The organism is Streptomyces sp. S3(2020) (genome assembly GCF_013044505.1).
GTDB lineage: Bacteria > Actinomycetota > Actinomycetes > Streptomycetales > Streptomycetaceae > Streptomyces.
Genome location: NZ_JABERD010000003.1, coordinates 114,004 through 139,968 on the forward strand (window position 1 = coordinate 114,004; position 25,965 = coordinate 139,968).

The following is a 25,965-nucleotide window of genomic DNA, read 5'->3' on the forward strand; positions in this document are numbered from 1 at the left end:
CATGACTGACCGGACGCAACAGCGCACGGTGCGCCTCACCGTCGCCCAGGCCGTCGTCACCTATCTCTCCCGGCAGTACTCCGTGGCCGACGGCCATCGCCGCCGCCTCATTCCAGCCGCGCTGGGCATCTTCGGCCATGGCAACGTGGCCGGGCTCGGCCAGGCCCTCGACCAGCTCAGCGACCAACTCCCCTTCATCCAGGGCCGCAACGAGCAGGCACTTGTCCACATCGCGACCGCCTACGGCAAGGCGACGCGCAGGCACGCCACCCTGGCCGTCACTGCCTCCATCGGCCCAGGTGCCCTGAACATGGTGACCGGCGCGGGCCTGGCCACCGTCAACCGACTGCCCGTCCTGCTGCTGCCGGGCGACACGTACGCGACCCGTCATCAGGGACCCGTACTCCAGCAGCTGCAGCACCCGATCGAGGCCGACACCACGGTGAACGACGCGTTCCGGCCCGTCTCCCGTTTCTTCGACCGCATCACGCGGCCCGAGCAGCTGCTGACCGCGCTGCCCGCCGCGATGCGGGCGCTCACCGACGTGGACACCGGCGCGGTCGTCGTCTCCCTCCCGCAGGACATCCAGTCCCACGCCTACGACTTCCCGGTGGAGTTCTTCGCCGAGCGCGACTGGAGCATCCGCCGTCCGGCGCCGGACGCCGACGAGGTCGCCGCGGTGGCACAGATGCTCGCCGAGGCCGAGAAACCGCTGATCATCGCCGGTGGCGGTGTCGTGTACTCCGGTGCCACCAAAGAACTTGAGGACCTCGCCGAGGCGGCGGGCGTTCCCGTCTCCGAGACCTTCGCGGGCAAGGGCGCGGTTCAGCGCCGCGCCTGGTGGCAGCTCGGCGGCATCGGTCTCGAAGGCACCCCTGCGGTGAACGCTCTCGCCCGGGAAGCCGACTTCGTGCTCACCGTGGGCTCCCGGCTGACGGACTTCGCCACCGCCTCGCACTCCATCTTCCACAACCCGGACGTGCGCTTCGCGAGCATCAACGTCAATGTCCACGATGCGGACCGCCTCGGCGCCACCGCCATTGTGGCCGACGCCAAGCGGGCCTTGGCGGCGCTGACCGCCGCCGTACGCGCGATCGGCACCACCATCTCGCCGTCCTGGCAGGAGCAGGCGCGTGTCCTGGACGAGCAGTGGCAGGCACAGCGGGCCGCCGTCCTCGACCCGGAGACCGCCTTTGACTTCGCGTCACTGCCCGACGACTCCGACGTCGTCCGCGACACCGACGCGGCCCTCACCCAGGGGCAGCTGATCGGCCTGCTCCAGCAACACGCGCAGTTCGGCGACACCATCATCGCCGCCGCCGGCGGCCCGCCCGGTGACCTGCAGAAGGTGTGGGACGCCACCGAAGGCCGCTTCGCGCACCTGGAGTTCGGCTTTTCCTGCATGGGCTACGAGCTGCCCGCAGCGATCGGCGTCCGCCTCGCCGAGCCCGATACGTCGAAGCGGGTGCTGTCCCTGCTCGGCGACGGCACCTTCCTCATGGCGCCGACCGAACTGGTCACGGCCGCGCAGGAGAAGCTCCCGGTCACCATTGTGATCCCGGAGAACCACGGATACCAGGTCATCCACCGCCTCCAAATGGGCCGCAACGGAAGGGAGTTCGGCAACGAGTTCCGCTACCGCGACGGCAGTCTGGAGATCGGCTCCGGCAAGCCCGCCCGTCTGGAGGGCGACTACCTTCAGGTCGACCTGGTGCAGATCGCGGCGGGCCTCGGCGCCCGCGCGCTTCGCGCCACCACCGTCGACGAGGTGCGTGCCGCCCTCGCCGAGACCCGCTACCACGACGGTCCCGTCGTCCTGGTCGTCCCCGTGATCCCGCACGCCGACCTGCCCGGCGCCGGGGTGTGGTGGGACGTGGCCCCGGCCGAAGTCTCCGAACAGGAGACCGTGGCCCAGCTGCGCGGCGAGTACGAACAGGGCCTGGCGTCCCAGAGGTGGTACGGATGAACCGCTCGCCCCTGGACCACGGCGGCCTGCGCAGGCGCCTCCTCGCCGGCAACGCAACCCTGGGCACCTTCGTCGGCACCGCTTCTCCGGTCGCGGCCGAGGTGTGTGCCGCCGCCGGAACCGACTGGCTGCTGCTCGACCTCGAACACGGTGCCGGGGGAGAGGAACAGGTCCGTACCACCGTCCCGACCGCGGCTGCCTACGGTGTTCCGACCGTCGTACGCGTCGAGTCCGTGGCTCGCATCCGTATCGGCCGAGCCCTCGACCTGGGCGCCGCTGGGATCATGCTGCCTCGCCTCGACACGGCGGACGAAGTCCGCGACGCGATAAGGCACTTGAGGTACCCGCCCGCGGGGGATCGGGGCGTGGCCACCTACAACCGCGCGTGCCGCTTCGGGCTCGACTCCGCAGCACTGGACCGTGAGGGCGAGATCCTCGGCGTGGTCCAGATCGAGTCGGCGAGTGCCCTGGTGGAGGTCGAGGCCATCGCGGCGCTCGACGGCGTCGACGTGCTGTTCGTCGGCCCCCGCGACCTCAGCCACGACCTCGGCGTGCCCGGCGAGTTCACGGCCCCGGTCTACCGGGAGGCACTGGAGCGTGTCCGCAAGGCCGCCGCCGACCACGGCAAGGCCTGCGGTCTCCTTGTCCCCGACGGTGCGGCCGCGGCCGCCAAACGTGCCGAGGGCTGGACGTTCATCGCCATCGGCTCCGACTCCACCCTGCTCGCAGCCGCCCTGTCCGCCGCGCTCGGCGAGGCCCGGGCCTAGCACCATCAGGAGACATCGATGACCCCCACCACCCCTGGCGCCGCACGTGAGACAGGCGTCGGTCTGATCAGCGTCGGCTGGATGGGCAAGCTGCACAGTCGCGCCTACCAGGCACTGCCCTCCGTCTACCCCGAGCTGGGCATCAAGCCCCGCCTCGTCCACGCTGCGGACACGGCCGAAGACCGCGCGGCATACGCCCGTGACGTCCTCGGCTACGAGAAGGCCGGCACCGACTACCGAGCCGTCCTCGACGACCCGGACGTCGAGGTCGTCTCGATCTGCGCGCCCAACCTCCTTCACCACGAGATCGGCATCGCCGCCGCCAAGGCCGGAAAGCCGTTCTGGATCGAGAAGCCGGTCGGACGCAGCGCCGAGGAGACCGCCGAGGTCGCCGCCGCGGCCCGCGCAGCCGGAGTCGTCACCTCCATCGGCTACAACTACCGGCACGCCCCCGCCGTCGAGCGGGCCCGCCAGCTGATCGCCGAGGGCAGGATTGGGCGTGTCACCAACGTGCGCGCCACCTTCTTCTCCGGCTACGCCTCCGAACCCAAGGGCGCCCTTTCCTGGCGCTTCAAGCGGGACCTGGCCGGGCACGGAGCGCTCGGCGACCTGATGAGCCATGTCGTGGACCTTGTCAGCTACGTCGTCGCCCCGATCAACGAGGTCTCCGCGCTCACCAGCACCGTCTACACCGAGCGCCCGATCCTGCCCATGGGCTCGGGCACGCACTTCGCGGTGATCGAGGACGGCGAGATGGCCACCGTCGAGAACGACGACTACACAGCGGCCTTGGTGCGCTTCAGCGGCGGTGCCGTCGGCACCCTGGAGGCGTCCCGCGTCATCGTGGGCCCACAGTGCGGCATCGGCTTCGAGATATACGGCACCGACGGCTCGGTCACCTGGAACTTCGAGCGAATGAACGAGCTGCGCGTCGCCCTCGACCGCAGCGGGCCTCACCAGGGCTACACCACCGTCCTCGGCAACGGGCACATGGGCGACTACGCCAACTTCCAGCCCGGACCGGGCAACAGTATGGGCTACGACGACCTGAAGGTCATAGAGGCCAAGAAGTTCCTGGCCGCCGTAGCCGGCATCGAGCACCACAACTCGACAATCGAGGACGCGCACGCCGTGGCCGAGGTGATCGCGGCGGCAGCGGCCTCCGCGGAGAGCGGCTCCTGGCGGCAGGTGCCCAAGGTTCCGGGTGCCGACTTTGGTCATCCGGGACGGAGTTGATCGCATGTCCAAGCACGTCGTAGTGGCTCTCGGCCCCGTCGACGCCGACACCGTGGGTCCCGTTCTCGGCGAGCGGGTCACCTTCGTCACCGATCCGACACCGGAAGAGCTGGCGGTCGCCGAAGGCGCCATCGTCCGCGCCGATCGGAGAGTCGACGCCGATCTCCTCCAGCGGGCACCACGGTTGCGGGTCATCGCCCGTACCGGCGTCGGCGTCGATCTGGTCGACGTGGCGGCGGCCTCGGGCCGCGGCATCCCGGTGGTCATCACCCCCCACAGCGGCAGCCGGGCCGTGGCCGAGGGTGTCTTCGCCATGACCCTGCACCTGACCAAGCGGCTGAACCCGCTGACCGAGCTGGTGCGGGAGGGGCGCTGGGCCGAGCGGAACGCCGTACCGGTCGGTGACCTGGACGGTGCCACCCTGGGGATCGTCGGCTACGGCCGCATCGGGCGCCGGGTGGCAGAACTCGCCGCCGTCTTCGGCATGCGGACACTCGCGTACGACCCCTTCAGCCCGCCGCCGCCCGAGTCCGCCCGCGCCGACCTCGGTGAACTCGCTGAGGCGAGTGACGTACTCACCCTGCATACCCCGCTGACCGACAGCACCCGGCACCTCGTGGACGAGGAACTCCTGGTCAGGGTCAAGCCGGGAGCGGTCCTCATCAACTGCGGCCGGGGCGGCCTGCTCGATCCGGACGCCACCCTGGCCGCCCTGGAGTCGGGCCGGCTGTCGGGTGTCGGACTGGACGTGTTCGACCCCGAGCCGGCCCTCCACCACCCGCTGTTCGACCACCCCGACGTCGTCCTCACCCCGCACCTGATGGGCATGACGCGCCGGGCCATGACCCTGACCTTCGTCGACGCCGCCCGTGGTGTCGCGGACGTCCTCGCCGGCCGGCCGCCGGCCGCGGTCGCCGACCCCGACTTCAACCACCGAAAGGCCACGGCATGAACACCCCGCAGTTGAACAGGATCGCCGGCGCGCCCATTTCCTGGGGTGTGTGCGAAGTGCCCGGCTGGGGCTACCAGTTGACACCCGAACGCGTACTTCGGGAGATGCGCGAGGTCGGCCTGGCCGCCACCGAGATCGGCCCCGACGGCTTCCTCCCCGCCGCACCGGACGCCATGGCTCAGGTCCTCGCCCACCACGACCTCCACGCGGTAGGTGGCTTCACCCCGCTCCTGCTGCACGTGCCCGGACACGACCCGCTGGCCGAGGTCGAACAGCTCCTGGAGAACTACGCCGCCGCCGACGCGGAAGTCCTGGTCCTGTCGGCCATTACCGGCCAGGACGGCTACGACTCCCGCCCCGAACTCGACGCCGACGGCTGGAAGCTGCTGCTGTCCAACCTCGATCGGCTCACCTCGCTGGCCGCCGAGCGCGGCGTACGCGCCGTCCTGCACCCGCACGTCGGCACGATGGTCGAGAACGGCGACGACGTCCGGCGCGTCCTGGAGCACTCGTCGATCTCCCTCTGCCTCGACACCGGCCACCTGCTCATCGGCGGCACCGACCCCGCCGAACTCACCCGGCAGGTACCCGAGCGGATCGCCCACACTCACTTGAAGGACGTGGACGCCTCACTCGCCGCCAAGGTTCAGTCGGGCCGCCTCACCTACTCCGAGGCCGTACGAGCGGGTATGTACCGCCCACTCGGCGCTGGCGACGTCGACGTGCAGGCCATTGTCACCCATCTCACCACCCGCGGATACGACGGCTGGTACGTCCTGGAGCAGGACACCATCCTCATTGAGGAACCCAAGGAAAGAGGTCCGGTCGAAGACGTGTGGGCCAGTGCCGAACACCTTCGCTCCGTACTGCGCGGAATCGCGTGATCGTATACCGCTGTGAGGTGTTCTTGATGGCTTCTGGATGATTGACCAGTGAGTGCGGGTCGCCAAAGAATTCGAGGCGACTTCGTTTCTCTTCTGGAGCGGTCATTCGTCGCGTGTCGACATCATTCCGAACTTGAGAAATACGGGAAATGGAAATGACTGCTGAGGATGTGCTGGCTACTTGTTGGACGACCGCCGGCGACACCGCTCCAGACCGGAAGGACCAGCGCAGTCCGCTGAACCTGCGAGATCGGGCCGAAGCAGCGGGCGCCGCCGGGTTCAAGGGGTTCGGGCTGTTGTACGCCGACTTGACGGAGGCCGAGCGCGAGCACGGGCTCGCGGGCGTCCGATCCCTCTTCGAGGACAACGGCCTCGTCCACATCGAATTGGAGTTCCTGACCGACTGGTGGACCGACGGACCCCGGCGCGCTGAGTCGGACAACGTCCGTCGGGACCTTCTCCGGGCCGCCGAGGTACTCGGCGCGCGTCACATCAAGATTGGGCCGGACGTGGAGGACGAGCCGTGGGATCTCGACGTCTGGGCCGAGGAGTTCGCCACGCTGGCGACGCAGGCCGACGGCGTGGGCACCCGGCTCGGGATCGAGTTTCTGCCCTGGTCCAACATCAAGACAGTGCACGACGGCCTCCGGCTCGTGGAGGCCGCAGGCCACCCGGCAGGCGGCCTCATCATCGACGTCTGGCACACCGAGCGCGCCCACACCCCACCCTCGGACCTGGCCAAGGTGCCCGGATCACGCATCGTGGGCGTGGAACTCAACGACGCCGACAGTCAGGTGCTCGGCACTCTCTTCGAGGACACCGTCCGGCGCCGCCGCCTGTGCGGGGAAGGCTCCTTCGACCTCCCGGGGATCATCACCGCGCTCCGTACGGCCGGCTGGGCCGGCCCCTGGGGCGTGGAGATCCTCTCCGACGCACACCGCTCACTGACGGTCGCGGAGGCCGCCGAGGCGGCGTACGGGAGTGCTGCGGCACTGCTGAAGTAAACGCGCCACCGGGGTGGTGGGGACGAAACCACGCTCATCCCCACCACCCCTGTTTCCATCTGCCTCGGGCAGATCGGGGCATGCCCGAACCCCTACGTCCGCATGAGCACCTGGAACTCGAAGACGTACCGCGAGGCGTGGTAGAGATGCGTGCCGTGCTCAACAGCCTCCCCGGTGCCGTCGTACGCCGTGCGCCGCATGGTGAGCAGCGGCGCGCCCTCGGGTTCGTCGAGGTATGCGCTGTCCTCGGCGTTGGCTGCTTGGGCGCCGATCGCCTGATGCGCGCTGTGCAGGCCGATGCCGGCAGCGCGCAGAAGCCGGTAGAGCCCCGTAGCCTCCAGCCGTGCCGTGTCCAGATCCAGCAGCAGGTCCGTCGGCAGGTGGTTGCGTAGGACGGCCACGGCGAGTCCGTCGGCGTAGCGGATCCGCTCCAGCCGGACCACGCTGTCGCCTTTCCGCATGCCCAGAGCTGCGGCTACCTCGGCAGACGCGGGCACGACGTCGTTGCGTACCACCCGTGTGCTCGGCTGTTGCCCGCCCTCCTCCAAGTCGTCGTAGAGGCTGGTCAGTTCCAGAGGACGTTTGACCCTGCTGTGCACGACCTGAGTGCCGACGCCGCGACGCCGAACCAGCAGTCCCTTCTCGACCAGGGCCTTGATGCCCTGCCGGACGGTGGGTCGGGACAGGCCGAGCCGTTCGGCGAGGTCGATCTCGTTGCCGAGCAGGGCGCCCGGAAGGAGCAGGCCATGCTCGATGGCCTGCTCCAACTGCTGGGCGAATTGGTGGTACAGCGGTACAGGGCTCCTGCGGTCGATGGCGAGGTCCAGCACTGCCGTACCGCCGATCACCTTCCGGTGCCCGGGCATGGTCAGTGGTTGCGGGGGAAGCCCAGGTCCACGCCCGAAGGCCCGTCCGCCGGGTCGGGCCAGCGGGTGGTGACGACCTTGCCCCGGGTGTAGAAGTGGGTGCCGTCGTTGCCGTAGATGTGGTGGTCCCCGAAGAGCGAGTCCTTCCAGCCGCCGAAGGAGTGGTAGCCCACCGGGACGGGGATCGGGACGTTGACGCCGACCATGCCGGCCTCGACCTCCAGCTGGAAGCGGCGGGCGGCGCCGCCGTCCCGGGTGAAGATCGCGGTGCCGTTGCCGAAGGGGGAGGCGTTGATCAGCGCCAGGCCCTCCTCGTACGTGTCCACGCGCAGGACCGTCAGGACCGGACCGAAGATCTCGTCCTGGTAGGCCTTCGCCGTGGTCGGGACCTTGTCGAGGAGCGAGATGCCGATCCAGTGGCCGTCCTCGAAGCCCTCGACAGTGAAGCCGCTGCCGTCCAGGACGATCTCGGAGCCTTCCGCCGCGGCGCCCGTGACGTACGACGCCACCTTGTCGCGGTGCGCTGCGGTGATGAGCGGGCCCATCTCGGACGTCGGGTCGTTGCCCGGGCCGATCTTGATCTTCTCCGCGCGCTCGCGGATCTTTTCCACCAGCTCGTCGCCGATCGCGCCTACCGCCACCACCGCCGAGATCGCCATGCAGCGCTCGCCCGCCGAGCCGTAGGCGGCCGAGACAGCGGCGTCCGCCGCCGCGTCCAGGTCCGCGTCCGGGAGGACCAGCATGTGGTTCTTGGCGCCGCCCAGGGCCTGGACGCGCTTGCCGTTCGTCGAGGCCGTGGTGTGGATGTAGCGGGCGATGGGAGTCGAACCGACGAACGACACCGCCTTGACGTCGGGGTGGTCGAGGAGACGGTCCACCGCCACCTTGTCGCCGTGGACGACGTTGAAGACGCCGTCCGGCAGGCCCGCCTCGGACAGCAGTTCGGCCAGCTTCATCGCCGCCGACGGGTCCTTTTCCGACGGCTTCAGGACGAAGGTGTTGCCGCACGCGATGGCGATCGGGAACATCCACATAGGGACCATCGCCGGGAAGTTGAACGGCGTGATGCCCGCGACGACGCCGAGGGGTTGACGGATGGAAGAGACGTCTACGCGGCTCGCTACCTCCGTCGACAGTTCACCCTTCAGCTGCACGGTGATACCGCACGCCAGGTCGACGATCTCCAGACCGCGCGCGACCTCGCCCAGCGCGTCGCTGTGCACCTTGCCGTGCTCCGCCGTGATCAGCTCGGCGATCGCGTCGCGGTTGGCGTCCAGCAGCGCGCGGAACTTGAAGAGGATAGTGCTCCGCTTCGCCAGGGACGACTTGCCCCAGGTCGCGTACGTGTCCTTCGCCGCTGCGACAGCGGCATCCACGTCTTCGACAGAGGCGAAGGGAACCTGCTTCTCCTGGTGACCGGTGGCCGGGTTGTGGACGAGGCCGTAGCGCTCGGACGAACCCTTGCTGGGCCTGCCGTTGATCCAGTGGTCGAGGCTCTTCATCGGGTGCGGGTTTCCTTTCGGGCGGCCGGACTCAGGAACGGTCGCGGCGGCTGTTCTGCGAGGTGTAGAGGGGCAGACGAGGTCGGTCGGCCCAGGTGTCGTGAACCCCGGCAGGGCCGGGGTGGTCGCAGATCAGCCGGGCGCGGTCCGTGCCAGTCGGCAATGGCGTTGACGTAGTACATGTCGTGGCCGGGCACGACGACTGACGGACCGTGCCAGGCGTCGGGCATGAGCACGATGTCGCCGTCGCGGACTTTGGTCAGGAGGCGTTTGCGGCGGCCGTTGCCGGCCCGGGCGGCAGGTCGGGACGCGCAGACTGGAGAACGCCCAGCCGACTGTCGAGGGTGTGACGTCAAGGGCGTACAAGCCGCCTGCGGCCCTGCCCGCAGGGAGGTGACACGCGTGGTCCTGACCGCGTGGCTCAGGCGCGAGGATCATGATGTGAGCTCCTTCAAGAGGGAGTGGTTCACAGCAGGCCTGAAGTCGAGTCAACTGGGGCCTCCACGCTGCTGGAGGCGGGGTGGAGCAGTGAGCGGCCGACGACCAGATCCTGCACGGTGGGCAGTTGGAGGGCCTTGCGACACTTCTCGTACGCGGCCTGTGCCTCGGTGGCGGACCAGCCCAGGAAGTTGCCGAAGCTTTCGACTCTTTCCAAGGGGACGCCGGTCTGGAGCGGATATATGTCGACGCCGGGCCGACCCATGGTTATTGCATCAAAGGATCTTTCATTCGCGGCTCTCCTGCATGCGGGCAGACATCTTCCCGTCGCGACCAGGAAGTTGAAGGGCAAAGACCGGGGTCCCGGCCATTTCAGGTTTAGAGGTCATGCGCAAGCGGCGTCAAGCAATTGTTCTGACATCTTTCCTTGATGGATAAATGATGCATTTACAAGCGTTGACCCCGGAGTGCCGTGACGGTTCTATCTCGTCATAGGCAACAGCCGTGTTAACGGCATGTGATCCGCAGCGTTCGCTCGGTCAGCCGCTTCTCTCTTTCTCCCGTCGCACAGTGAGGTGCCGGAAAGATGGTTCGTTCATACCTCCCCCGCTCCCGCAGAATCGCCCCCGCGCTTGCCGCAGCAGTGGCGGCCGCCCTGCTCGTCGCCGGCTGTTCCAGCTCCGGAGGCGAGAAGGCCGAGGACGCCAAGAACGACGTCTCGGCCGGCCAGGCCGACACTCCCCGCATGACGGTCGCGATGATCACGCACGCGGCTCCCGGTGACACCTTCTGGGACACCATCCGCAAGGGTGCCGAGGCCGCCGCCGCCAAGGACAACGTCAAGCTGATCTACTCCAGTGACCCCAGCGGTTCCAACCAGGCCAACCTGGTCCAGAACGCGATCGACCAGAAGGTCGACGGCATCGCGGTCACCCTGGCCAAGCCCGACGCCATGAAGAACGTCGTGGCCAAGGCGAAGGCCGCCGGCATCCCCGTCGTGGGCTTCAACGGCGGTGTGGACGACTGGAAGGAGCAGGGCCTTCTGGAGTACTTCGGGCAGGACGAGTACGTCGCCGGCAAGGCTTTCGGGCGCAAGCTCAACGACGCGGGCGTCAAACACGACATCTGCGTGATCATGGAGCAGGGGCACGTTGCCCTGGAGGCCCGTTGCAAGGGCGTCAAGGAAGGCTTCGAGGGCAAGACGGACGTCCTCTACGTCAACGGCACGGACATGCCGTCGGTGCAGTCGACGATCACGGCCAAGCTCCAGCAGGACTCCTCCATCGACCAGGTGGTCACGCTCGGCGCCCCGTTCGCACTGACTGCGGTGAAGTCGATCGCCGACGCGGGCAGCAAGGCCAAGCTCGCCACCTTCGACCTCAACAAGGACCTGGTCGGCGCCATCCAGGATGGCGACATCGAGTTCGCCGTCGACCAGCAGCCGTACCTGCAGGGCTATCTGTCGGTCGACGCCATCTGGCTGTACAAGACCAACGGCAACTACAGCGGTGGTGGCGAGGCACCAGTGCTGACCGGCCCGGCCTTTGTCGACAAGACCAACATCGACACCATTGCCAAGTTCGCCGCGAAGGGGACCCGGTGATCGGCATGACTCAGACAACGGCACCGGCGACGAGTTCCTCGTCGTCGGCCCCGCCGGCCGGTCAGAAGGATGGCCGCACCGCCGAACGCTCCTTGGCGCTGAGGCTGCTGGCCCGACCGGAGATCGGCGTCTTCCTCGGTGCCGTCGCGGTGTACGTGTTCTTCCTGATCTCCGCGCCGCCGGTGCGCGAGGGCAGCTCGATGGCCAACATCCTGTACCAGTCGTCGACGATCGGAATCATGGCCCTGCCAGTCGCGTTGCTGATGGTCGGAGGGGAGTTCGATCTGTCAGCGGGCGTAGCCGTGATCACCTCGGCGCTGACCGCGAGCATGGTCAGCTTCCAGCTGACGGCGAACGTCTGGGTGGGTGTTTTCGTCGCGTTGCTCGTGTCGCTGGCGGTCGGCCTGTTCAACGGCTGGATGCTGACGAAGACCAGCCTGCCGAGCTTCCTGGTCACCCTCGGTACATTCCTGATCCTCCAGGGCGTGAACCTCGCGGTGACCAAACTGGTCACCGGTAACGTCGCCACCGACAGCATCAGTGACATGGACGGCTTCGACCAGGCCAAGTCCGTCTTCGCCTCGACCTTCGACATCGGTGGTGTCGAGGTGAAGATCACGGTGGTCTGGTGGCTAGTCTTCGCGGCGCTGGCGACGTGGGTGCTGCTGCGCACCAAGTACGGCAACTGGATTTTCGCCGTCGGCGGCAACAAGGAGAGCGCGCGGGCCGTCGGTGTTCCGGTGACCTTCACGAAGATCTCGCTGTTCATGCTGGTCGGCTTCGGTGCCTGGTTCGTCGGCATGCACCAGCTGTTCTCCTTCAGCAGCGTGCAGTCCGGTGAAGGCGTCGGCCAGGAGCTGATCTACATCGCTGCGGCGGTCATCGGCGGCTGCCTGCTGACCGGTGGCTCCGGCTCCGCGATCGGCCCGGTCTTCGGCGCCTTCATGTTCGGCATGGTGAACCAGGGCATCGTCTACGCCGGCTGGAACCCCGACTGGTTCAAGGCCTTCCTCGGCGTGATGCTCCTCGGCGCCGTCCTCATCAATCTGTGGGTCAGCCGCACGGCGACTCGGAGGTGATCGGAATGACAAGCACCAAGGGAACCGGCACGCCCGGTCCGATCCTCAGTGAGAGCGTGTCAACGAAGGACACCGTCCTCGCCGAACTGCGCAACGCGGGCAAGTCCTACGGCAACATCCATGCGCTGCATGGCGTGGACCTGAAGGTGTTCCCCAGCCGGGTCACCTGCGTCCTGGGCGACAACGGCGCCGGCAAGTCGACACTGATCAAGATCATATCTGGTCTGCACCAGCACACCGAAGGCGAGTTCCTCGTCCGCGGCGAACCGGTGCGGTTCTCCACCCCGCGCGATGCCCTGGACAAGGGCATCGCCACCGTCTACCAGGACCTCGCCGTGGTCCCGCTGATGCCGGTGTGGCGCAACTTCTTCCTCGGCTCCGAGATGACCAAGGGCCCCTGGCCGGCGCGTCGCCTCGACATCGAGACGATGAAGAAGACCGCCGACGAGGAACTGCGCAACATGGGCATCGTCCTGGACAACCTGGACCAGCCCATCGGCACCCTCTCCGGCGGCCAGCGCCAGTGCGTCGCCATCGCCCGCGCCGTCTACTTCGGCGCCCGCGTCCTGATCCTGGACGAGCCGACCGCCGCCCTCGGCGTCAAGCAGTCCGGAGTGGTGCTCAAGTACATCGCCGCCGCCCGCGACCGTGGACTGGGCGTCATCTTCATCACCCACAACCCGCACCACGCCTACATGGTGGGCGACCATTTCAGCGTCCTGCGCCTGGGCACCATGGAACTGTCGGCCGACCGGAGCGAGATCACGCTGGAGGAGCTGACCAACCACATGGCAGGCGGTGCCGAACTCGCCGCGCTCAAGCACGAGTTGTCGCAGGTCCGCGGCGTCGACGTCGAGGAACTGCCCGAGGCGGCAGACCTCCAGGTAGGCGCACCGCAAGCCAACTGACCTTCACCAGCAGCGGAGACATCAGAACATGCCATCTCAGCGAGCACTTGGCGTCGCCGTCGTCGGCACCGGCAAGATGGGTACGGACCATGTGCGCAGACTCCAGCATGTCGTCAGCGGCGCACGCGTGACCGCTGTCGTCGACATCGAGGCGGAGCGTGCCAAGACGCTCGCCGACGCGATGGACGGCTGCACGGCGTACACCGAACCCGCGGCCGCCATGGCCGCGCAGGACGTGGACGCCGTCCTCATCGCCTCCCCGGGACCCGCCCACGAGGCGGCCCTGCTCGAGGCCATCGGCTATGACCTGCCGGTGCTGTGCGAGAAGCCGCTCACCCCGGATGCGGCTTCGGCACTTCGTGTCCTCGAGGCGGAACAGAAGCTCGGGCACCGACGTATCCAGGTGGGCTTCATGCGGCGTTACGACGCCGAGTACATAAACCTCAAGCGCCTCCTCGACAAGGCGGAGCTGGGCAGGGCACTGATGCTGCATCACCGGCATCGCAACCTGGCCATGCCGCCGTCGTTCACCGAGGAGATGCTCATCAACGACTCGGTGGTGCACGAGATGGACGTGACCCGCTGGCTCCTCGATCAGGAGATCACAGCGGTCACCGTGTACAAGCCGGCTCCGTCGGCACACGCCCCGGCAGGTATGAACGACCCTCAGTTCGTCCTTCTCGAAACCGAGTCGAGAGCACTCGTCGACGTCGAGATCTTCGGCCACTGCGGCTACGGCTATCAGGTGCATGCCGAAGCGGTCTGCGAACGGGGCACTGTACGCATCGGTGACGAGCACGGGCCGCGGGTCAGCGCGGACGGTCGTTGGGGCGGGCGGATCACACCTGACTATGTCGAGCGTTTCGAGGACGCGTACGACCGTCAGGTTCAGGCATGGGTGGACGCCACGAGGCGTGGGGAGGTCATCGGCCCCAGTGTCTGGGACGGCTATGCGGCCGCAGCGGTGTGCGAGGCGGGTGTCATGTCCCAGCGGGAGGGACGGCGCGTCGAGGTCGAGCTGATCGAGCAGCCCGCCTTCTACCAGTAGGCCGTACACAAGACGGGTGAGGGCGGTACCGGTCCGGTACCGCCCTCACCCGTGCTTCTCAGCCGACGGGCAGTAGCGCCGTACGCGGCCGGACAGAGAACCCCGCGGCTCGGTAGCACTCGTCGATGAGCTGCATGGTGGTCAGCGCGTCGTCGGCGTCGAGCGGCAGCGGCGCACCGTCGCGCAGATGGGCAGCGAAGGCCTCGAGTTGGTAGGTGTACGAGGACCGGCGGCCCAGTTCCTCGGTGCGCTCACCGGCGGCCGTGCGGACGACCACACGGTCGTCCAAGTGGGGCTGCACGAAGTTCACGGCCGTCGCCTCACCGCGCGAGCCCACGATGCGGCAGCTCATCCGCCACCTGTGGTAGCCCATGTGGCAGCGGGCGCTGCCGGTGACGCCGTTCGGAAACTCCAGATCGGCGTACAGCCACTCGTCGACCCCTGGAGCACCGGCGCGCTCTCCACCGCGCGCGGCGACCAGCCCGGGCCGGCCACCCGCCCAGGGAGCGAGGAAGCTCTGGGCGTGCAGGCTGTAGCACCCCAGGTCCATCAGGGCACCGCCCGCCAGCGGGAGTGACCACCGTACGTCGCCCTCCGGGGGCGCCGGCATCGCGACCATGGTCTCGATGTGCCGGAGGTCGCCCAACTCCCCGCCGTCCAGGAGTTCGTGCAGGCGCCGGGTGACGGGATGGAACAGGTAGTGGAAGCCCTCCATGAACACGGTGCCCGCCTTGGCGGCGGCCTCCTGCACCTCGGCGGCCTCCTGCGCGTTGCTCGCGGACGGCTTCTCGGTCAGCACGTGCTTGCCGACCTGGAGAGCGGCCAGGTTCCACGGCCCGTGCAGGCCGTTGGCCAACGGGTTGTACACCACCTCGATCTCGGGGTCGGCGAGCAGAGCGGCGTACGAGTCGACGACGCGTTCGACGCCGTGGGCGGTGGCGAAGACCTCCGCCCGGTGCCGGTCGCGGGCGGCCACCGCGATGAGGCGGTGACCGCCCGCACGGGCGGGTCCGACGATCGAGAGTTCGGCGATCCGGGCGGCCCCCAGGACACCGATCCGCAGAGGTTCGTTCGTCACCCCTTGCGCACCTCCTCGAGCCGTACGGGCCTGTGCTCGCGCAGCGACAGAGCGCACGCCTCGGCGATCCAGCTCGCCTCGATGGCGTCCGCCACCGTGCAGGGGGACGGACGGGTGCCCGCCACGACCTCGGTGAACGCGGTGAGTTCGGCGCGGTAGGCGGCGGTGAAGCGGTCCATGAAGAAGGTGTGCGGCGTGCCGGCCGGGAATGCCGTGCCCGGTTCGACGGAGCGCAGCGGCAACTTGTCCTCCAGGCCGACGGCGATGCTGTCCTTCATGCCGTGCAGTTCCAGACGTACGTCGTAACCGCGGGCGTTGTGACGGGAGTTGGATACGACGGCGATGGTTCCGTCGTCAAGGGTGAGCAGGGCGGACGCCGTGTCGACGTCGTCCGCCTCGCGGATGTACTCCGCGCCCCGGTTGCCTCCGGTCGCGTACACCTCGGCGACCTCGCTGCCGGTCACCCAGCGCACGATGTCGAAGTCGTGCACGCTGCAGTCGCGGAATATGCCCCCGGAGACGGCCACGTACGCAGGCGGCGGCGGGGCGGGGTCGAGAGTGGTGGACCGTACGGTGTGCAGGTCGCCGAGTTCACCGCTGACCACGGCCCGGCGCGCGGCGACACAGCCCGCGTCGAAGCGCCTGTTGTAGCCGATGTGCACCTCGACGCCGCTGCCCTCCACCGTTCGCAGCACTTCCAGGCTCTCCTCGACGCCGCGGGCCACGGGCTTCTCGCAGAACACGGGGACGCCCGCTTTCACGGCGGAGAGGATGAGGTCGGGGTGTGCGTCGGTCGCGGCGGCGATGACGACGCCATCGACGCCGGAGGCGAACACGGCCTCAGGGGAGTCCACCGCGGTGGCCCCGAATCTTTCGGCTGCAGAGGCGGCGGCTGCGGCCACCGGGTCGGTGACCACCAGAGAGTCCACCGCGTCCAGTCCGGCGAGGGTCTCCGCGTGGAATGCGCCTATCCGACCCAGTCCCATGATGCCTATACGCATGACAATCCCGTTCTTTCAGCCCGAGGGCAGCTCAGTCCTGGCCGCCGAAGACGATCTGGTCCCAGTCGATGACCGAACCGGTCACCACCCCGCTGCGGTCGGACAGCAGGAAGACGACGAAGTCGGCGATCTCGTCGACCTGGCCGAGCTTTCCCATGGGCTGCGACTGGGCGGCCTTCTCCCGCCAGTCGTCGCCCGCGTCGTGGAAGGCGCGCTGCGTGGCGTCCTCGCCCTCGGTGTCCGTCCAACCGATGTTGAGGCCGTTGATTCGGATCCGGTCCCAGCGGTGGGCGTGGGCGGCGTTACGTGTCAGGCCCGCCAGACCGGCCTTTGCCGCGGAGTACGGGGCCAGATGGGGCGGTCCGCCGTGGGCGCAGTTGGAGATGATGTTGACGACGGTGCCCGGCGCCTTGCGGGCCGTCATGTCGGCCACCGCCGCCTGCATCGCGAAGAACGGCGCACGCAGATTGATCGCCATGTGCTGGTCGAACAGCTCCGGTGTGGTGTCCAGCAGCGAGCCGCGCGACGTCAGTCCGGCCGCGTTGACCACGCAGTCGATGCGCCCGTGCGCGTCCACGGCCTGTACGACGCCGTCGCCCGCCTGCGCCGGATCGGAGAGGTCCGCCCGCACGAAGCGCGCGCCCGTGTCCGCGGCGAGCTTCTCGCCCACGTCGGCCCGGCGGCCGCTGAAGACGACGCTCGCGCCCTCCCGTACGGCCGCTCGTACGACGGCCGCGCCGACGCCCTGGCTGCCGCCGTTGACGAGGACGACCTTGTCCTCAAGGAGTCCCATGAATGCTGTGTTCCCTTCAGCTCCGGCGGCGCTTGGCGCTCGCCTGCAGTTCCTGGCGCAGCCGCTCGGGGGCCCAGCCCTCGACAACGGCCTGCCAGACGGTGTCCGCCTGAGATGGCGGGGCGAGACCATCGACCGGCGGGTCGAGGTCCAGATTGGTGGGGAAGGGGTAGCCGTCTGCCGTGGCGGCGATCACACGACGTAGCCAGTACTCCGAGGCGCCCTCCGCCTTGCGGCGCAGCAGCACCGGGAAGAGCGCGTTGGCCATCGCCTCGCGGTCCACCGTCTCCATGGCGCGCCCGAAGGCGGAGGAGATCTGCAACAGATTGGCCATGCGCCGGATGCCGGCGGAGCGATTGTGCCCGGCGGCGTGGAAGAGCGCGGGGTTGAAGAACACCGCGTCGCCCTTCTCCAACGGGAGTTGGACGTGGTGAGTGTCGAAGTATTCGACGAACTGCGGCAGTCGCCAGGCGAGATAGCCGGGCTCGAACTTCTGCGAGTGCGGCAGGTACAGCGTCGGGCCCGACTCGACGGGCATGTCGCCATGGGCCACCGCACCCTGCAAGGTCAGCACTGGGGAGAGACGGTGCACGTGTGCCGGGTAGGCGGCGGCGCGCTCCTGGGTGAGGAAGCCGAGGTGGTAGTCGCGGTGCGCACTCTGTGCGGCCCCGCCCGGGTTGACCACGTTGACCTGCGAGGTCACCTGGTAGGCGGGGCCCAGCCAGGCTTCGGCGACCAGCTCCAGCATGTCGTTCGAGTAGTAGTCGGCGAACACCTCCGGTACCCGCACAGCGACCTTGTCGATGGCGTTCCAGACGCGGTCGTTCGCGCCCGGACCGGCGAAGTGGTCGCCGCGGGCCGTACCACTCGTGCGCTCCTCCTCGATCAGCGCGTGGAAGACCTCCGACGCCTGGTCCATGACGGCCGCCTCGGTGAACGCGCGCTTGAGGACGACAACGCCGGGCCCGTCCAGCAGCGCCCCAACCAGCTCTTCCTGCACATCCCGACGTCCCTCGCGGGTGGTCACCAGGCCACGGAGCCGGTCACTGTGATAGATCAGCACCGCCTGTTCCACCCCTTCGGCAGAGGGGTAATCGCCAGGCTCGGTGTGCTGCTCCACCAGCCGACGGAATGCGTCGAGATCGCAGTCGGCCTCGGTCATCCAAGTCCGTGATCCCGCGGCCATGGGGGACATCCCGGGTCCTTTCGCAGTCCTTGTATTTCTGCCAGTCTTGATAACGCGGACCCATCATTCAATCCTCACAACCACATCAAAAGTCCATCATTGTCCTTAGGGATCAGTCATGCGCCACACCTATCCGATCAGGGAAATCGCCCGCCAGGCCGGGCTGAGCACGGCCACGGTCGACCGGGTGCTCAACAGCCGGGGCAACGTGCGGGAGAGCACCATCAGGGAGGTGCATCAAGCCATCAAGGACCTGGACCGTCAGCAGACCCAGGTTCGCATCGGGGGCCGTACCTTCATGATCGACATTGTGATGCAGGCACCGGAGCGATTCTCCACTGCCGTGCGCGAGGCGCTCGAGGCCGAACTGCCTTCCCTGCACCCAGCCGTCGTGCGCTCGCGCTTCCACTTCCGAGAGACGTGCCCCGCCGACGAACTGATCGGCACCCTGGACAAGATCGCCACGCGAGGTTCGCAGGGTGTCATCCTCAAGGCCCCCGATGTGCCGGACATCTCCGCTGCTGTGGGCCGACTGGTGGCGGTCGGCATTCCCGTCGTCACGCTGGTGACCGACCTGCCCCACAGCGCGCGCCTGGCGTACGTCGGCATCGACAACCGCGCGGCGGGCACCACCGCCGCCTACCTCCTCGGTCAGTGGCTCGGCAATCGGTCCGGCAATGTGCTCACCACCATCAGCCGGGGCTCCTTCCGTGGCGAGGAGGAGCGTGAGATGGGCTTCCGCAGCGCCATGCGCCTCGAACACCCTGGGCGATATCTGGTGGAGGTCACCGACAGTGATGGCCTGGACGCCACCCAGCGTGATCTCGTGCTCGAAGCGCTCAAGCGCGACGAAGACATCGTCGCCGTCTACTCGGTTGGAGGAGGCAACCTCGCGACCCTCGACGCCTTCGACGCGCTTGGGCGTGAGTGCGCGGTCTTCATCGCCCACGACCTGGACCATGACAACACGCTTCTGCTGCGCGAGCGGCGCCTGTCCGCAGTCCTCTACCACGACCTGCGCCAGGACATGCGCCGCGCCTGCCAGATCATCATGCGTGCTCACAAGGCATTGCCCGACGACGGCCCTTCGCTGCCCTCGGCGATTCAGGTGGTCACGCCCGTCAATATGCCGCCAGGGGCCCCGTCTGTGCCAGTCGTCGCATGAATGGCGTGGAGAGGGGGCCTTGGGCCAAGCCCCCCGTTGGGAACACCGCATTTCCGTACAGTGTCCGCGGTCCGTCACGCAGCGTTGCCCGAAGCACCACGGGTGCCGTACGTGCCACCGACGGAATCCGCCGACAGCCCTGAGGAGGCCGCCCGCCGACCGCCCCGGACGCTGAGCAGGCGGAGGTGTGTCAGGCGGACTCGCGGACCACAAGCTGGGTGGGAACGGTGACGGAAGCCATGACGCCCGCGTCGAGGCCGATCCTCAGCTGCGCGACCAACTGGCGGGCAACATCGGCCACAGACTGCCGGACTGTGGTGAGCTGCGGGTCGGTCTGCTGCGCGATGGCCGAGTCATCGAAACCGGCCACGGCGATCTGCCTGGGTACCACGATTCTTGCCTCATGCAGGGCGTCTATGGCCCCGGCGGCGAGGAGGTCGGAAGCGGCGAAAACGGAGTCGATGTCGGGGCGGGTTTCCAACAGAGTCCGCATCGCGTGCTGGCCGGCTGCCCTGGAGTACTCGTGTGCTTCGATGATCAGGTCATCCCGGACGAGGCCGGGAGCCTCACCGGTGAACGCCGCGACCCGTGACTTTCCGCCGCTGGTCTCAAGATGACTGGCGATCACCGCAGTCGAGCGGTAGCCGCGCGCCAGGAAATGACGGGCCAGCTGCCGAGCCCCGGGCGTGTCGTCGGCAGCGACGAAAGGCAGGGGATCGTCCCCGACGAAGGGGTGACCGCAGGCGATGGCCGGGATGCGGCTGCTGCGGAGCAGAGAGATGAGTTCGTCGGTACCCGCCTCGCCCACCAGGACGAGGATGACTCCGTCCACATGGCCTTCCCTGACGAACTTGGCGACTCGCGCCTGTTCCTCCCGGGTGCTCGCCGTGAGCAGCATCAACGCGTAGTCGAGCTGGGCCAGCTCCTCGGTGATCACTTGGAGGAGCACCGCGTAGTTGGGATCCTCGAACAGCCGGACCGGCGGTGCGCCGAGCACGAAGGCGATGTTGCCCGTGCGGCTCGTGGCCAGCGACCTCGCGCTGGCATTCGCGACGAAGCCGGTCGACGCCATCGCCTCGGCGACCGCCTGCCGGGTCTTGGGGCTGACCCAGTCATGTCCGTTGAGGACGCGCGACACAGTGCCCTTCGAGACGCCCGCGACCCGGGCGACATCCTCGATCGTCACGGCTCGGCCAGGCCTTCGCCGCCTCGGTTTCGACAGCGGCTTGGCGTCCCCGTCGGCCATGATGCTCGGCTCTCCTTTCAGTCCCGACCACAGGCGATGGGCCCAGCACCCTGACGGCACTCAAGTGGGTCGATCAACAGCCTTCGAGGCCCATCCTGCAATCGGTTTTAGCTTACACGCCTGGATCCTGTCCCAGTTCTTGTTGCACTTCCGCACCTGAACTACTCTCCACACGGAACCGCACCTGAAAGCGATTTTAGTCACCTCTGTCTCAGCGTCGAGATCGGAGCGTATCTGTGAGAACACTCAGAGGACTTGCCGCAGCCGCAGCCGCGACCGCAATGCTCACCGTGGCCGGCACGTTGACGGCAGCCGCGCCGGCATCTGCCGAAGCGGTCACCGTGACCGCCGACTTCACCCAGACAGTGAACCCCGCCGCGCAGCCCGCTCTGTTCGGGCTCGCCAACGAGCCCAGCCGCGAGCACCAGGACGATGTCTATCCGAAGTTCCGCAAGGTGGGCGTCAAGCTCGAGAGAGGCACCCTGCACGTCGACCGGCTCTTCGTCGAGAAGTTCCCGGGGATGACCCTCCAGGACTACGTGAACAACGTCGACGACATCCAGAACCCGGACAACTGGGACTGGAGTGTGCTTTCCTGGCTCGGTCACGCCCAGGCGAACGGGATGACCACACAGCTGAACATTCTTCAGGCGCCCGCCTGGTTGACCTACAGCGGAACCTACAGCGGAATCCCGAAGGACTGGAGTGTCTGGCAGGACATCATCCGCAAGGTGGTCGCGCGCTACTCGTCGAAGATCGACCAGATCGATATCCTCAACGAGCCGATGACCTCCTCCATGGTCGACCGCACGGGCAGCCCCTACAGATCCCAGCGGACCGCCGCCGCCGACCTGTACTTCTACACGGTGCGGGCGATCCGGGACGTCAACGAGAAGGTCGTCGTGGGCGGTGACGGAGACAACGAGCAGGGCGGGGACTTCGGGGCGATGGGAACCATCCTCCGGGACCCGAGGCTGTCTGCGACGGACATCCAGTTCGTCTCGTATCACGCCTACTACGACGACATCGTGGGGAACGCCAAGCTGCCCGAGCTCAAGGCGTTGCTCGACTCCACGGGCCACTCAGGCATACCCGTGTACCTCAACGAGTGGAACCACAACTACCACGGCGACACCACAGCCCCGCAGGTCGTCGGGAACCGGGCGACCACCTTTGTCGCCAACACACTGATCAACCTCGCCAACCAGCCGATGATCACCGGAGCCGCGTTCATGTCGGCCCTTCCGGGCAATGTCGAACTGGACCCGGCAGAGAACTGCCCGGGGTGCGTCATCGCCCAGGCGATCTACGACTGGGACGGAACGAGCGCGACTCTCTGGCCGCAGACCCGGGCCTACCGGCTGATGTCCGTCGCCGCCGGCCTCGGAAAAGGTCAGTTCTCCACCGCGGCCACCGACGCCGGCGGGCTGACCAACGCCATGGCCTTCACCAACGCGCGGGGGCAAAAGGGCGTCATCCTCGTCAATGACACCGCTGGCCAGGTCAGTGTCAATGCGACTCTGAACGCCACCGGTTGCACCAAGAGGAACGTCAAGGCGACCACGTTCACAGCCGACACGGGGACCAATACCGCTGTCAGGCCCACCCGCGTGAACCGGGTGCCCGTCCACGACGGGAGCGTCATCGTGAAGGCCGTCGACGTCCCTGCCTACTCTGCGGTGGCGGTCGTGTTAGCCGAATAGCTGCACCCTGCACGCGTCCTCACGCCTTGCTGACGGGCGCTGAAAAGGACCAGCCAGAGAACTCGAAAGGGACATCCGCTGGACGCCTTTTGCGGGTGACCACCCGTAACTGTCAGCCGCCTCAGGTCCGGGAGCCTTCCCTCACCCACTCTGCTGAGCCGTTCAACACCGCAGAGCTCGAGTTCGTCGACTTGGCGAATAAAACGATTGGAGTGGGTGTGAGACTTCGACGTCATGCGATCGCGTCAGTAGCGGCCTATGCACTACTCGTAGCCCTGGCCACCGTGGCGGCGATCACGCCGTCGGGGGCGGTGGCTGCGCCCGACCGCACATCGCCGCTCACGGTCGTCCGCGGCATCACCCAGGGGCTGAACGCCCCGCTCGCGGTCGACACCACGAAACCCGAGTTCGCCTGGAGCGTCGAGTCCAGCCTGCCTGACATTGCCGTCAAGGCGGCCGAGGTCGAGGTGCGTGATGCAGGACGGACCGCCGATCCGATCTGGACCCGGCGTGCCGAGACCGGCGGCGCCGCCTCCATGACCTACGGCGGGCCACTACTCACGGCGAAGCACCACTACGTATGGCACGTGCGGGTACAGGACGCCGCCGGTGATTGGAGCAGATGGAGCCCGGACTACCGATTCGGTACGGGGATGCTCCGCGACCAGGACTGGAACGGGGCCACCTGGATCTCCGAAAGGGACTGGGCGGCGGGTCACGGAGTACCTGTGACCGACAAGACCGAGCCGGTCGTGGTCACCTTCCCGCCGACCACGGCGCGAATCCTCAGCCTGGAAGTAACCCGCCTGGGCTTACCGGCCGTCGGTGAGACCGGCCGCAGGCTGCAATTGGCCGAAGTGGAAGCCCGAGACGGAGCCGACGGGACGAACGTCGCCGCAGGCGCCCACGTGACGGCCGCGGACACGCTCCTCAAGTCGGGGTGGAACCCGAGCTATCTGGTCGACGGGACGACAGACTCCGCCAACAGCAGCAGACGTGGGTACTCCTCCACCCTGCATCCGTCGGCCGACGTCTCCGCAGAGCCGATCGTCCTGGACCTCGACCTCGGCGCCGAACGCAGCGTGGACCGTGTGGTCCTCTACCCGCGCACCGACGTCGGGGCAGTAGACGGACGCAGCGCCGGGTTCCCCACCGAATTCCGGGTCACTACCAAGCAGTACGTAGAAACCAGACCGCAGACGACCGTCGCCACGTACGCCCATGAGACGGCCCCCGCTCGGGGTGGCAGCACGCTGCTCGGCCTGCCGCTTCTGCGCACGAACTTCTCCGCCACCAAGCAGATCGCCAACGCAACCCTCTACATCTCGGGTCTCGGCGCATACGCGCCGTCTCTCAACGGCGCACCGGTCGGAACCATCGTGCTCGGCTCCGGATGGACCAAGTACGACAAGGTCACCTACTACGACGGCATCGACGTCACGTCTGCGGTGCGGCAGGGCGAGAACACCATCGGTATCGCGCTCGGTCAGGGAACACTCAACGGCATCCACGCCTGGGCCACGCCCGACAACCGCGGCGCATGGGACGGCGTCCTCCGGACAAAGGCGCTGCTCCAGGTGACCTACGCGGACGGCACAACGAAGTCCGTCCCCACCAACACCAGCTGGACCGCCGCACTGGGACCATCCATGCCCTTTGCCAACGGCACAGTACTCCCGGAAGTGGAGGGCTACGACGCCCGGCTGGAGCAGCCCGGCTGGAACACCCCTTCATTCAACGACAGCCGATGGGCGTCGGCCGTCACCGTCGGCAACGGCACAGCACGCCTGCAGGCCAGCCCGATCGAGCCTTCGCGCGTCGTCGGTGAAATCAACCTAGGAAGACCTGCCACGCCGGCCCCGGGAGTGTTCGTCTACGACGTCGGCCAGAACATCTCCGGCAACGCGCGCATCACGCTCGACGTGACCGCCGGCACTGCGGTCAGAATCCGTTATGCCGAGTCGCTCGGGAGCAACGGGCGAGCAGTGGTCGCCGGGAACCGCCTGCAGGACGACACCTTCATAGGTAACGGCTCGGGTCCGGCAACCTGGACCCCGTCGTTCACCCACAAAGGCTTCCAGTACATCGAAGTCAGTGGCTTGCCGAACGGCGCCACCGCACCCCCGGTCACCGCCTTGCGCATCCACAACGACGTTCGGAGCGTAGGAACTTTCGATTCGTCCGACGAGGTGCTGAACTTCGTCCACAACGCCGGCCGGGAAACAGTCCTGAACAACTTCGTGCTCGCAGCACCCACCGACGGGTCCTACCTCGAAAAACTGCCCTGGCTCGGCGATGGGGCACTCATGGCCGATGCGACGATGCGGAACTTCGATACCAAGGCCCTCTACACCAAGTGGTACAACGACATCGCCGACAGCCAGCGCGACGACGGCGACCTGCCTGCCTGGGCCCCAGCCCCCACCAAGGCAGCGGACCTGTCCAGCGCCGCATGGGGTAACGCCTTCACCGAAGTAGCCGCCCTGCTCCTGCGCAACTACGACGCCGAACAGGCCGTCGCCGCCCGTTACGGACAGCTCAGGGCATACGCCGAGCACGAGTGGTCCGAAGCCGACAATCCCGTCGAACTCTGGGGCGACTGGGTATGTCCTGACGGAGACAGCGTGTGCAACACCGCTGACGACAAGAAACTGGTGGCGCGCGCCTACGCGTACCGAACACTCGACCAGTTCGCCGGTATTGCCAAGCAGCTCGGCCATACCGACGACGCCGTGACGTTCTCAGGCTACGCAGCCTCTGCACGGACGGCTTTCAACAACGACTACTTCAGCACCGCCACCTCGACCTACCGGACTACGAGCGAGGCCCGATTCCTGCAGACCAACAACGTGCTCCCAGTCGCGTTCGGGATCACGCCCGCGGTTAACCGTCGAGCCGTGGTCGATGCCGTGGCTGCCGACGTCGTGGCCCGGGGCAACCACCTTGGTACTGGCGTGCTGGGCACCAAGTGGCTGTTCCGCGTGCTCACCCGGTACGGACACCTCGACACCGCCTACGAAGCCGCCACTCAACGGACCGCGCCCGGTTATGGCGAGTGGATGGTGAACGGTGCGACCACCCTTTGGGAGCAATGGACGGCGAGCCCACGATCGAAGGGTCATCCCTTCCTCGGTACAGCGGAAGACTGGTTGCTCGCTGACATCGCCGGACTCGCTCAGACCGGCGGAGCAACAACCGAGGTCGTCGTGAAGCCGCACATGCCGACGAGTCTCCAACGAGCCTCCACCTCGTTCCAGACCAACGGCGGCACGGTCTCGGTCAGTTGGAAACGCAAGAACGGTGAACTCACGCTCACCGTAGAGGTGCCGGTCAACCGGACAGGCACGATCTACGTGCCCATGACGGGTAGCCAGAAGGTGATCGCACCGTCCCGAGCTATCCCGGGACGGTCGGCCGGCGGTTACAAGCTCTACACGGTGCCGAGCGGCCACTACATCTTCAGAACGGCAAAGGCGTGACCGGAACCGGAAGGCGCAGTCGCCCGATGGATTCGCGCGGACTGGCGTGAGTTGTATTCGG

At 67.6% G+C, this 25,965-nt stretch carries 21 protein-coding genes and 2 pseudogenes; 13 read left to right on the top strand and 10 right to left on the bottom strand.

Annotated elements, in window-relative coordinates; translation table 11 throughout:
* The first annotated feature begins 1 nt into the window (after position 1).
* The 6 genes from iolD (at position 2) to HLK59_RS02290 (ending at position 6,809) form a co-directional block, all read left to right on the top strand.
* Entirely contained in the window at positions 2-1,966 is a 1,965-nt protein-coding gene (gene iolD / locus HLK59_RS02265) for a 3D-(3,5/4)-trihydroxycyclohexane-1,2-dione acylhydrolase (decyclizing) (RefSeq protein ID WP_171139448.1), read from the top strand.
* Positions 1,963-2,733, top strand: coding sequence for an aldolase/citrate lyase family protein (locus HLK59_RS02270; protein WP_171139449.1), 771 nt, complete (start codon positions 1,963-1,965; stop codon positions 2,731-2,733). The genes iolD and HLK59_RS02270 overlap by 4 nt, the downstream gene beginning before the upstream one ends.
* A gap of 18 nt (positions 2,734-2,751) precedes the next feature.
* Positions 2,752-3,969, top strand: a complete 1,218-nt coding sequence (locus HLK59_RS02275) for a Gfo/Idh/MocA family oxidoreductase (RefSeq protein WP_171139450.1) — start codon at positions 2,752-2,754, stop codon at positions 3,967-3,969.
* Positions 3,970-3,973: 4 nt separating this feature from the next.
* Positions 3,974-4,921 carry an NAD(P)-dependent oxidoreductase gene (locus tag HLK59_RS02280; RefSeq protein WP_171139451.1) on the top strand — a complete coding sequence of 316 codons (948 nt, stop codon included), beginning with the start codon at positions 3,974-3,976 and terminating at the stop codon, positions 4,919-4,921.
* Entirely contained in the window at positions 4,918-5,805 is an 888-nt protein-coding gene (locus HLK59_RS02285; RefSeq protein ID WP_171139452.1) for a sugar phosphate isomerase/epimerase, read from the top strand. The genes HLK59_RS02280 and HLK59_RS02285 overlap by 4 nt, the downstream gene beginning before the upstream one ends.
* Positions 5,806-5,960: 155 nt before the next feature.
* The gene (locus tag HLK59_RS02290) at positions 5,961-6,809 is read left to right on the top strand and encodes a sugar phosphate isomerase/epimerase (protein ID WP_171139453.1); all 849 of its coding nucleotides are present in this window, start codon (positions 5,961-5,963) and stop codon (positions 6,807-6,809) included.
* 92 nt (positions 6,810-6,901) lie between these two features.
* On the opposite strand, the gene HLK59_RS02295 is transcribed toward HLK59_RS02290, so the two are convergent.
* The 5 genes and pseudogenes from HLK59_RS02295 to HLK59_RS50395 all read right to left on the bottom strand — a co-directional run.
* Positions 6,902-7,675, bottom strand: a complete 774-nt coding sequence (locus tag HLK59_RS02295) for a GntR family transcriptional regulator (protein WP_171139454.1) — start codon at positions 7,673-7,675, stop codon at positions 6,902-6,904.
* A gap of 2 nt (positions 7,676-7,677) precedes the next feature.
* Positions 7,678-9,177 (bottom strand): CoA-acylating methylmalonate-semialdehyde dehydrogenase, encoded by a 1,500-nt coding sequence (mmsA, locus tag HLK59_RS02300; protein WP_171139455.1) that lies wholly within the window; start codon positions 9,175-9,177, stop codon positions 7,678-7,680.
* On the bottom strand, positions 9,174-9,407 hold the full coding sequence (locus HLK59_RS50385; RefSeq protein WP_240982138.1) for a 5-deoxy-glucuronate isomerase: 234 nt from the start codon (positions 9,405-9,407) through the stop codon (positions 9,174-9,176). Before HLK59_RS50385 ends, mmsA begins: the two co-directional genes overlap by 4 nt.
* A gap of 236 nt (positions 9,408-9,643) precedes the next feature.
* Positions 9,644-9,784 (bottom strand): annotated as a pseudogene (locus HLK59_RS50390) (deoxyribose-phosphate aldolase); the annotation flags it as partial.
* Positions 9,785-9,880 (bottom strand): annotated as a pseudogene (locus HLK59_RS50395) (5-dehydro-2-deoxygluconokinase); the annotation flags it as partial.
* A gap of 321 nt (positions 9,881-10,201) precedes the next feature.
* On the opposite strand from HLK59_RS50395, the gene HLK59_RS02315 reads away from it, so the two are divergent.
* Genes HLK59_RS02315 through HLK59_RS02330 form a run of 4 tightly spaced genes read left to right on the top strand, consistent with a single transcriptional unit; the run spans position 10,202 to position 14,253 of the window.
* Complete coding sequence (locus HLK59_RS02315; protein WP_171139457.1) at positions 10,202-11,218, top strand: sugar ABC transporter substrate-binding protein; 1,017 nt, start codon at positions 10,202-10,204, stop codon at positions 11,216-11,218.
* A gap of 5 nt (positions 11,219-11,223) precedes the next feature.
* Positions 11,224-12,297 carry an ABC transporter permease gene (locus HLK59_RS02320; RefSeq protein WP_171139458.1) on the top strand — a complete coding sequence of 358 codons (1,074 nt, stop codon included), beginning with the start codon at positions 11,224-11,226 and terminating at the stop codon, positions 12,295-12,297.
* Between the two features lie 5 nt (positions 12,298-12,302).
* Complete coding sequence (locus HLK59_RS02325; protein WP_171139459.1) at positions 12,303-13,205, top strand: ATP-binding cassette domain-containing protein; 903 nt, start codon at positions 12,303-12,305, stop codon at positions 13,203-13,205.
* 28 nt (positions 13,206-13,233) lie between these two features.
* Positions 13,234-14,253, top strand: coding sequence for a Gfo/Idh/MocA family oxidoreductase (locus tag HLK59_RS02330; RefSeq protein WP_171139460.1), 1,020 nt, complete (start codon positions 13,234-13,236; stop codon positions 14,251-14,253).
* A gap of 58 nt (positions 14,254-14,311) precedes the next feature.
* On the opposite strand, the gene HLK59_RS02335 is transcribed toward HLK59_RS02330, so the two are convergent.
* From HLK59_RS02335 to HLK59_RS02350, 4 genes are read right to left on the bottom strand one after another with little or no spacing between them, the layout of a single operon-like run.
* Positions 14,312-15,331: a Gfo/Idh/MocA family oxidoreductase gene (locus HLK59_RS02335; RefSeq protein ID WP_346779627.1), complete on the bottom strand. Its 1,020-nt coding sequence runs from the start codon at positions 15,329-15,331 to the stop codon at positions 14,312-14,314.
* Complete coding sequence (locus HLK59_RS02340; protein ID WP_171139461.1) at positions 15,328-16,332, bottom strand: Gfo/Idh/MocA family oxidoreductase; 1,005 nt, start codon at positions 16,330-16,332, stop codon at positions 15,328-15,330. The genes HLK59_RS02335 and HLK59_RS02340 overlap by 4 nt, the downstream gene beginning before the upstream one ends.
* Before the next feature lie 31 nt (positions 16,333-16,363).
* A complete protein-coding gene (locus HLK59_RS02345) occupies positions 16,364-17,125 on the bottom strand; it encodes an SDR family oxidoreductase (protein WP_171139462.1) in 762 nt (253 codons plus the stop codon).
* A 16-nt stretch (positions 17,126-17,141) separates the two neighbouring features.
* Positions 17,142-18,320 (bottom strand): phytanoyl-CoA dioxygenase family protein, encoded by a 1,179-nt coding sequence (locus tag HLK59_RS02350; RefSeq protein WP_171139463.1) that lies wholly within the window; start codon positions 18,318-18,320, stop codon positions 17,142-17,144.
* 109 nt (positions 18,321-18,429) lie between these two features.
* Between HLK59_RS02350 and HLK59_RS02355 the strand changes: the two genes are divergently transcribed.
* The gene (locus tag HLK59_RS02355) at positions 18,430-19,476 is read left to right on the top strand and encodes a LacI family DNA-binding transcriptional regulator (protein WP_171139464.1); all 1,047 of its coding nucleotides are present in this window, start codon (positions 18,430-18,432) and stop codon (positions 19,474-19,476) included.
* A gap of 190 nt (positions 19,477-19,666) precedes the next feature.
* Here the strand turns inward: HLK59_RS02355 and HLK59_RS02360 are convergent, their stop codons facing one another.
* Positions 19,667-20,722 carry a LacI family DNA-binding transcriptional regulator gene (locus tag HLK59_RS02360; RefSeq protein ID WP_171139465.1) on the bottom strand — a complete coding sequence of 352 codons (1,056 nt, stop codon included), beginning with the start codon at positions 20,720-20,722 and terminating at the stop codon, positions 19,667-19,669.
* A 281-nt stretch (positions 20,723-21,003) separates the two neighbouring features.
* Between HLK59_RS02360 and HLK59_RS02365 the strand changes: the two genes are divergently transcribed.
* Both HLK59_RS02365 and HLK59_RS02370 read left to right on the top strand, forming a co-directional pair.
* Positions 21,004-22,425 carry a cellulase family glycosylhydrolase gene (locus tag HLK59_RS02365; RefSeq protein ID WP_171139466.1) on the top strand — a complete coding sequence of 474 codons (1,422 nt, stop codon included), beginning with the start codon at positions 21,004-21,006 and terminating at the stop codon, positions 22,423-22,425.
* A 284-nt stretch (positions 22,426-22,709) separates the two neighbouring features.
* On the top strand, positions 22,710-25,904 hold the full coding sequence (locus tag HLK59_RS02370) for an alpha-L-rhamnosidase (protein WP_171139467.1): 3,195 nt from the start codon (positions 22,710-22,712) through the stop codon (positions 25,902-25,904).
* Positions 25,905-25,965: the final 61 nt, after the last annotated feature.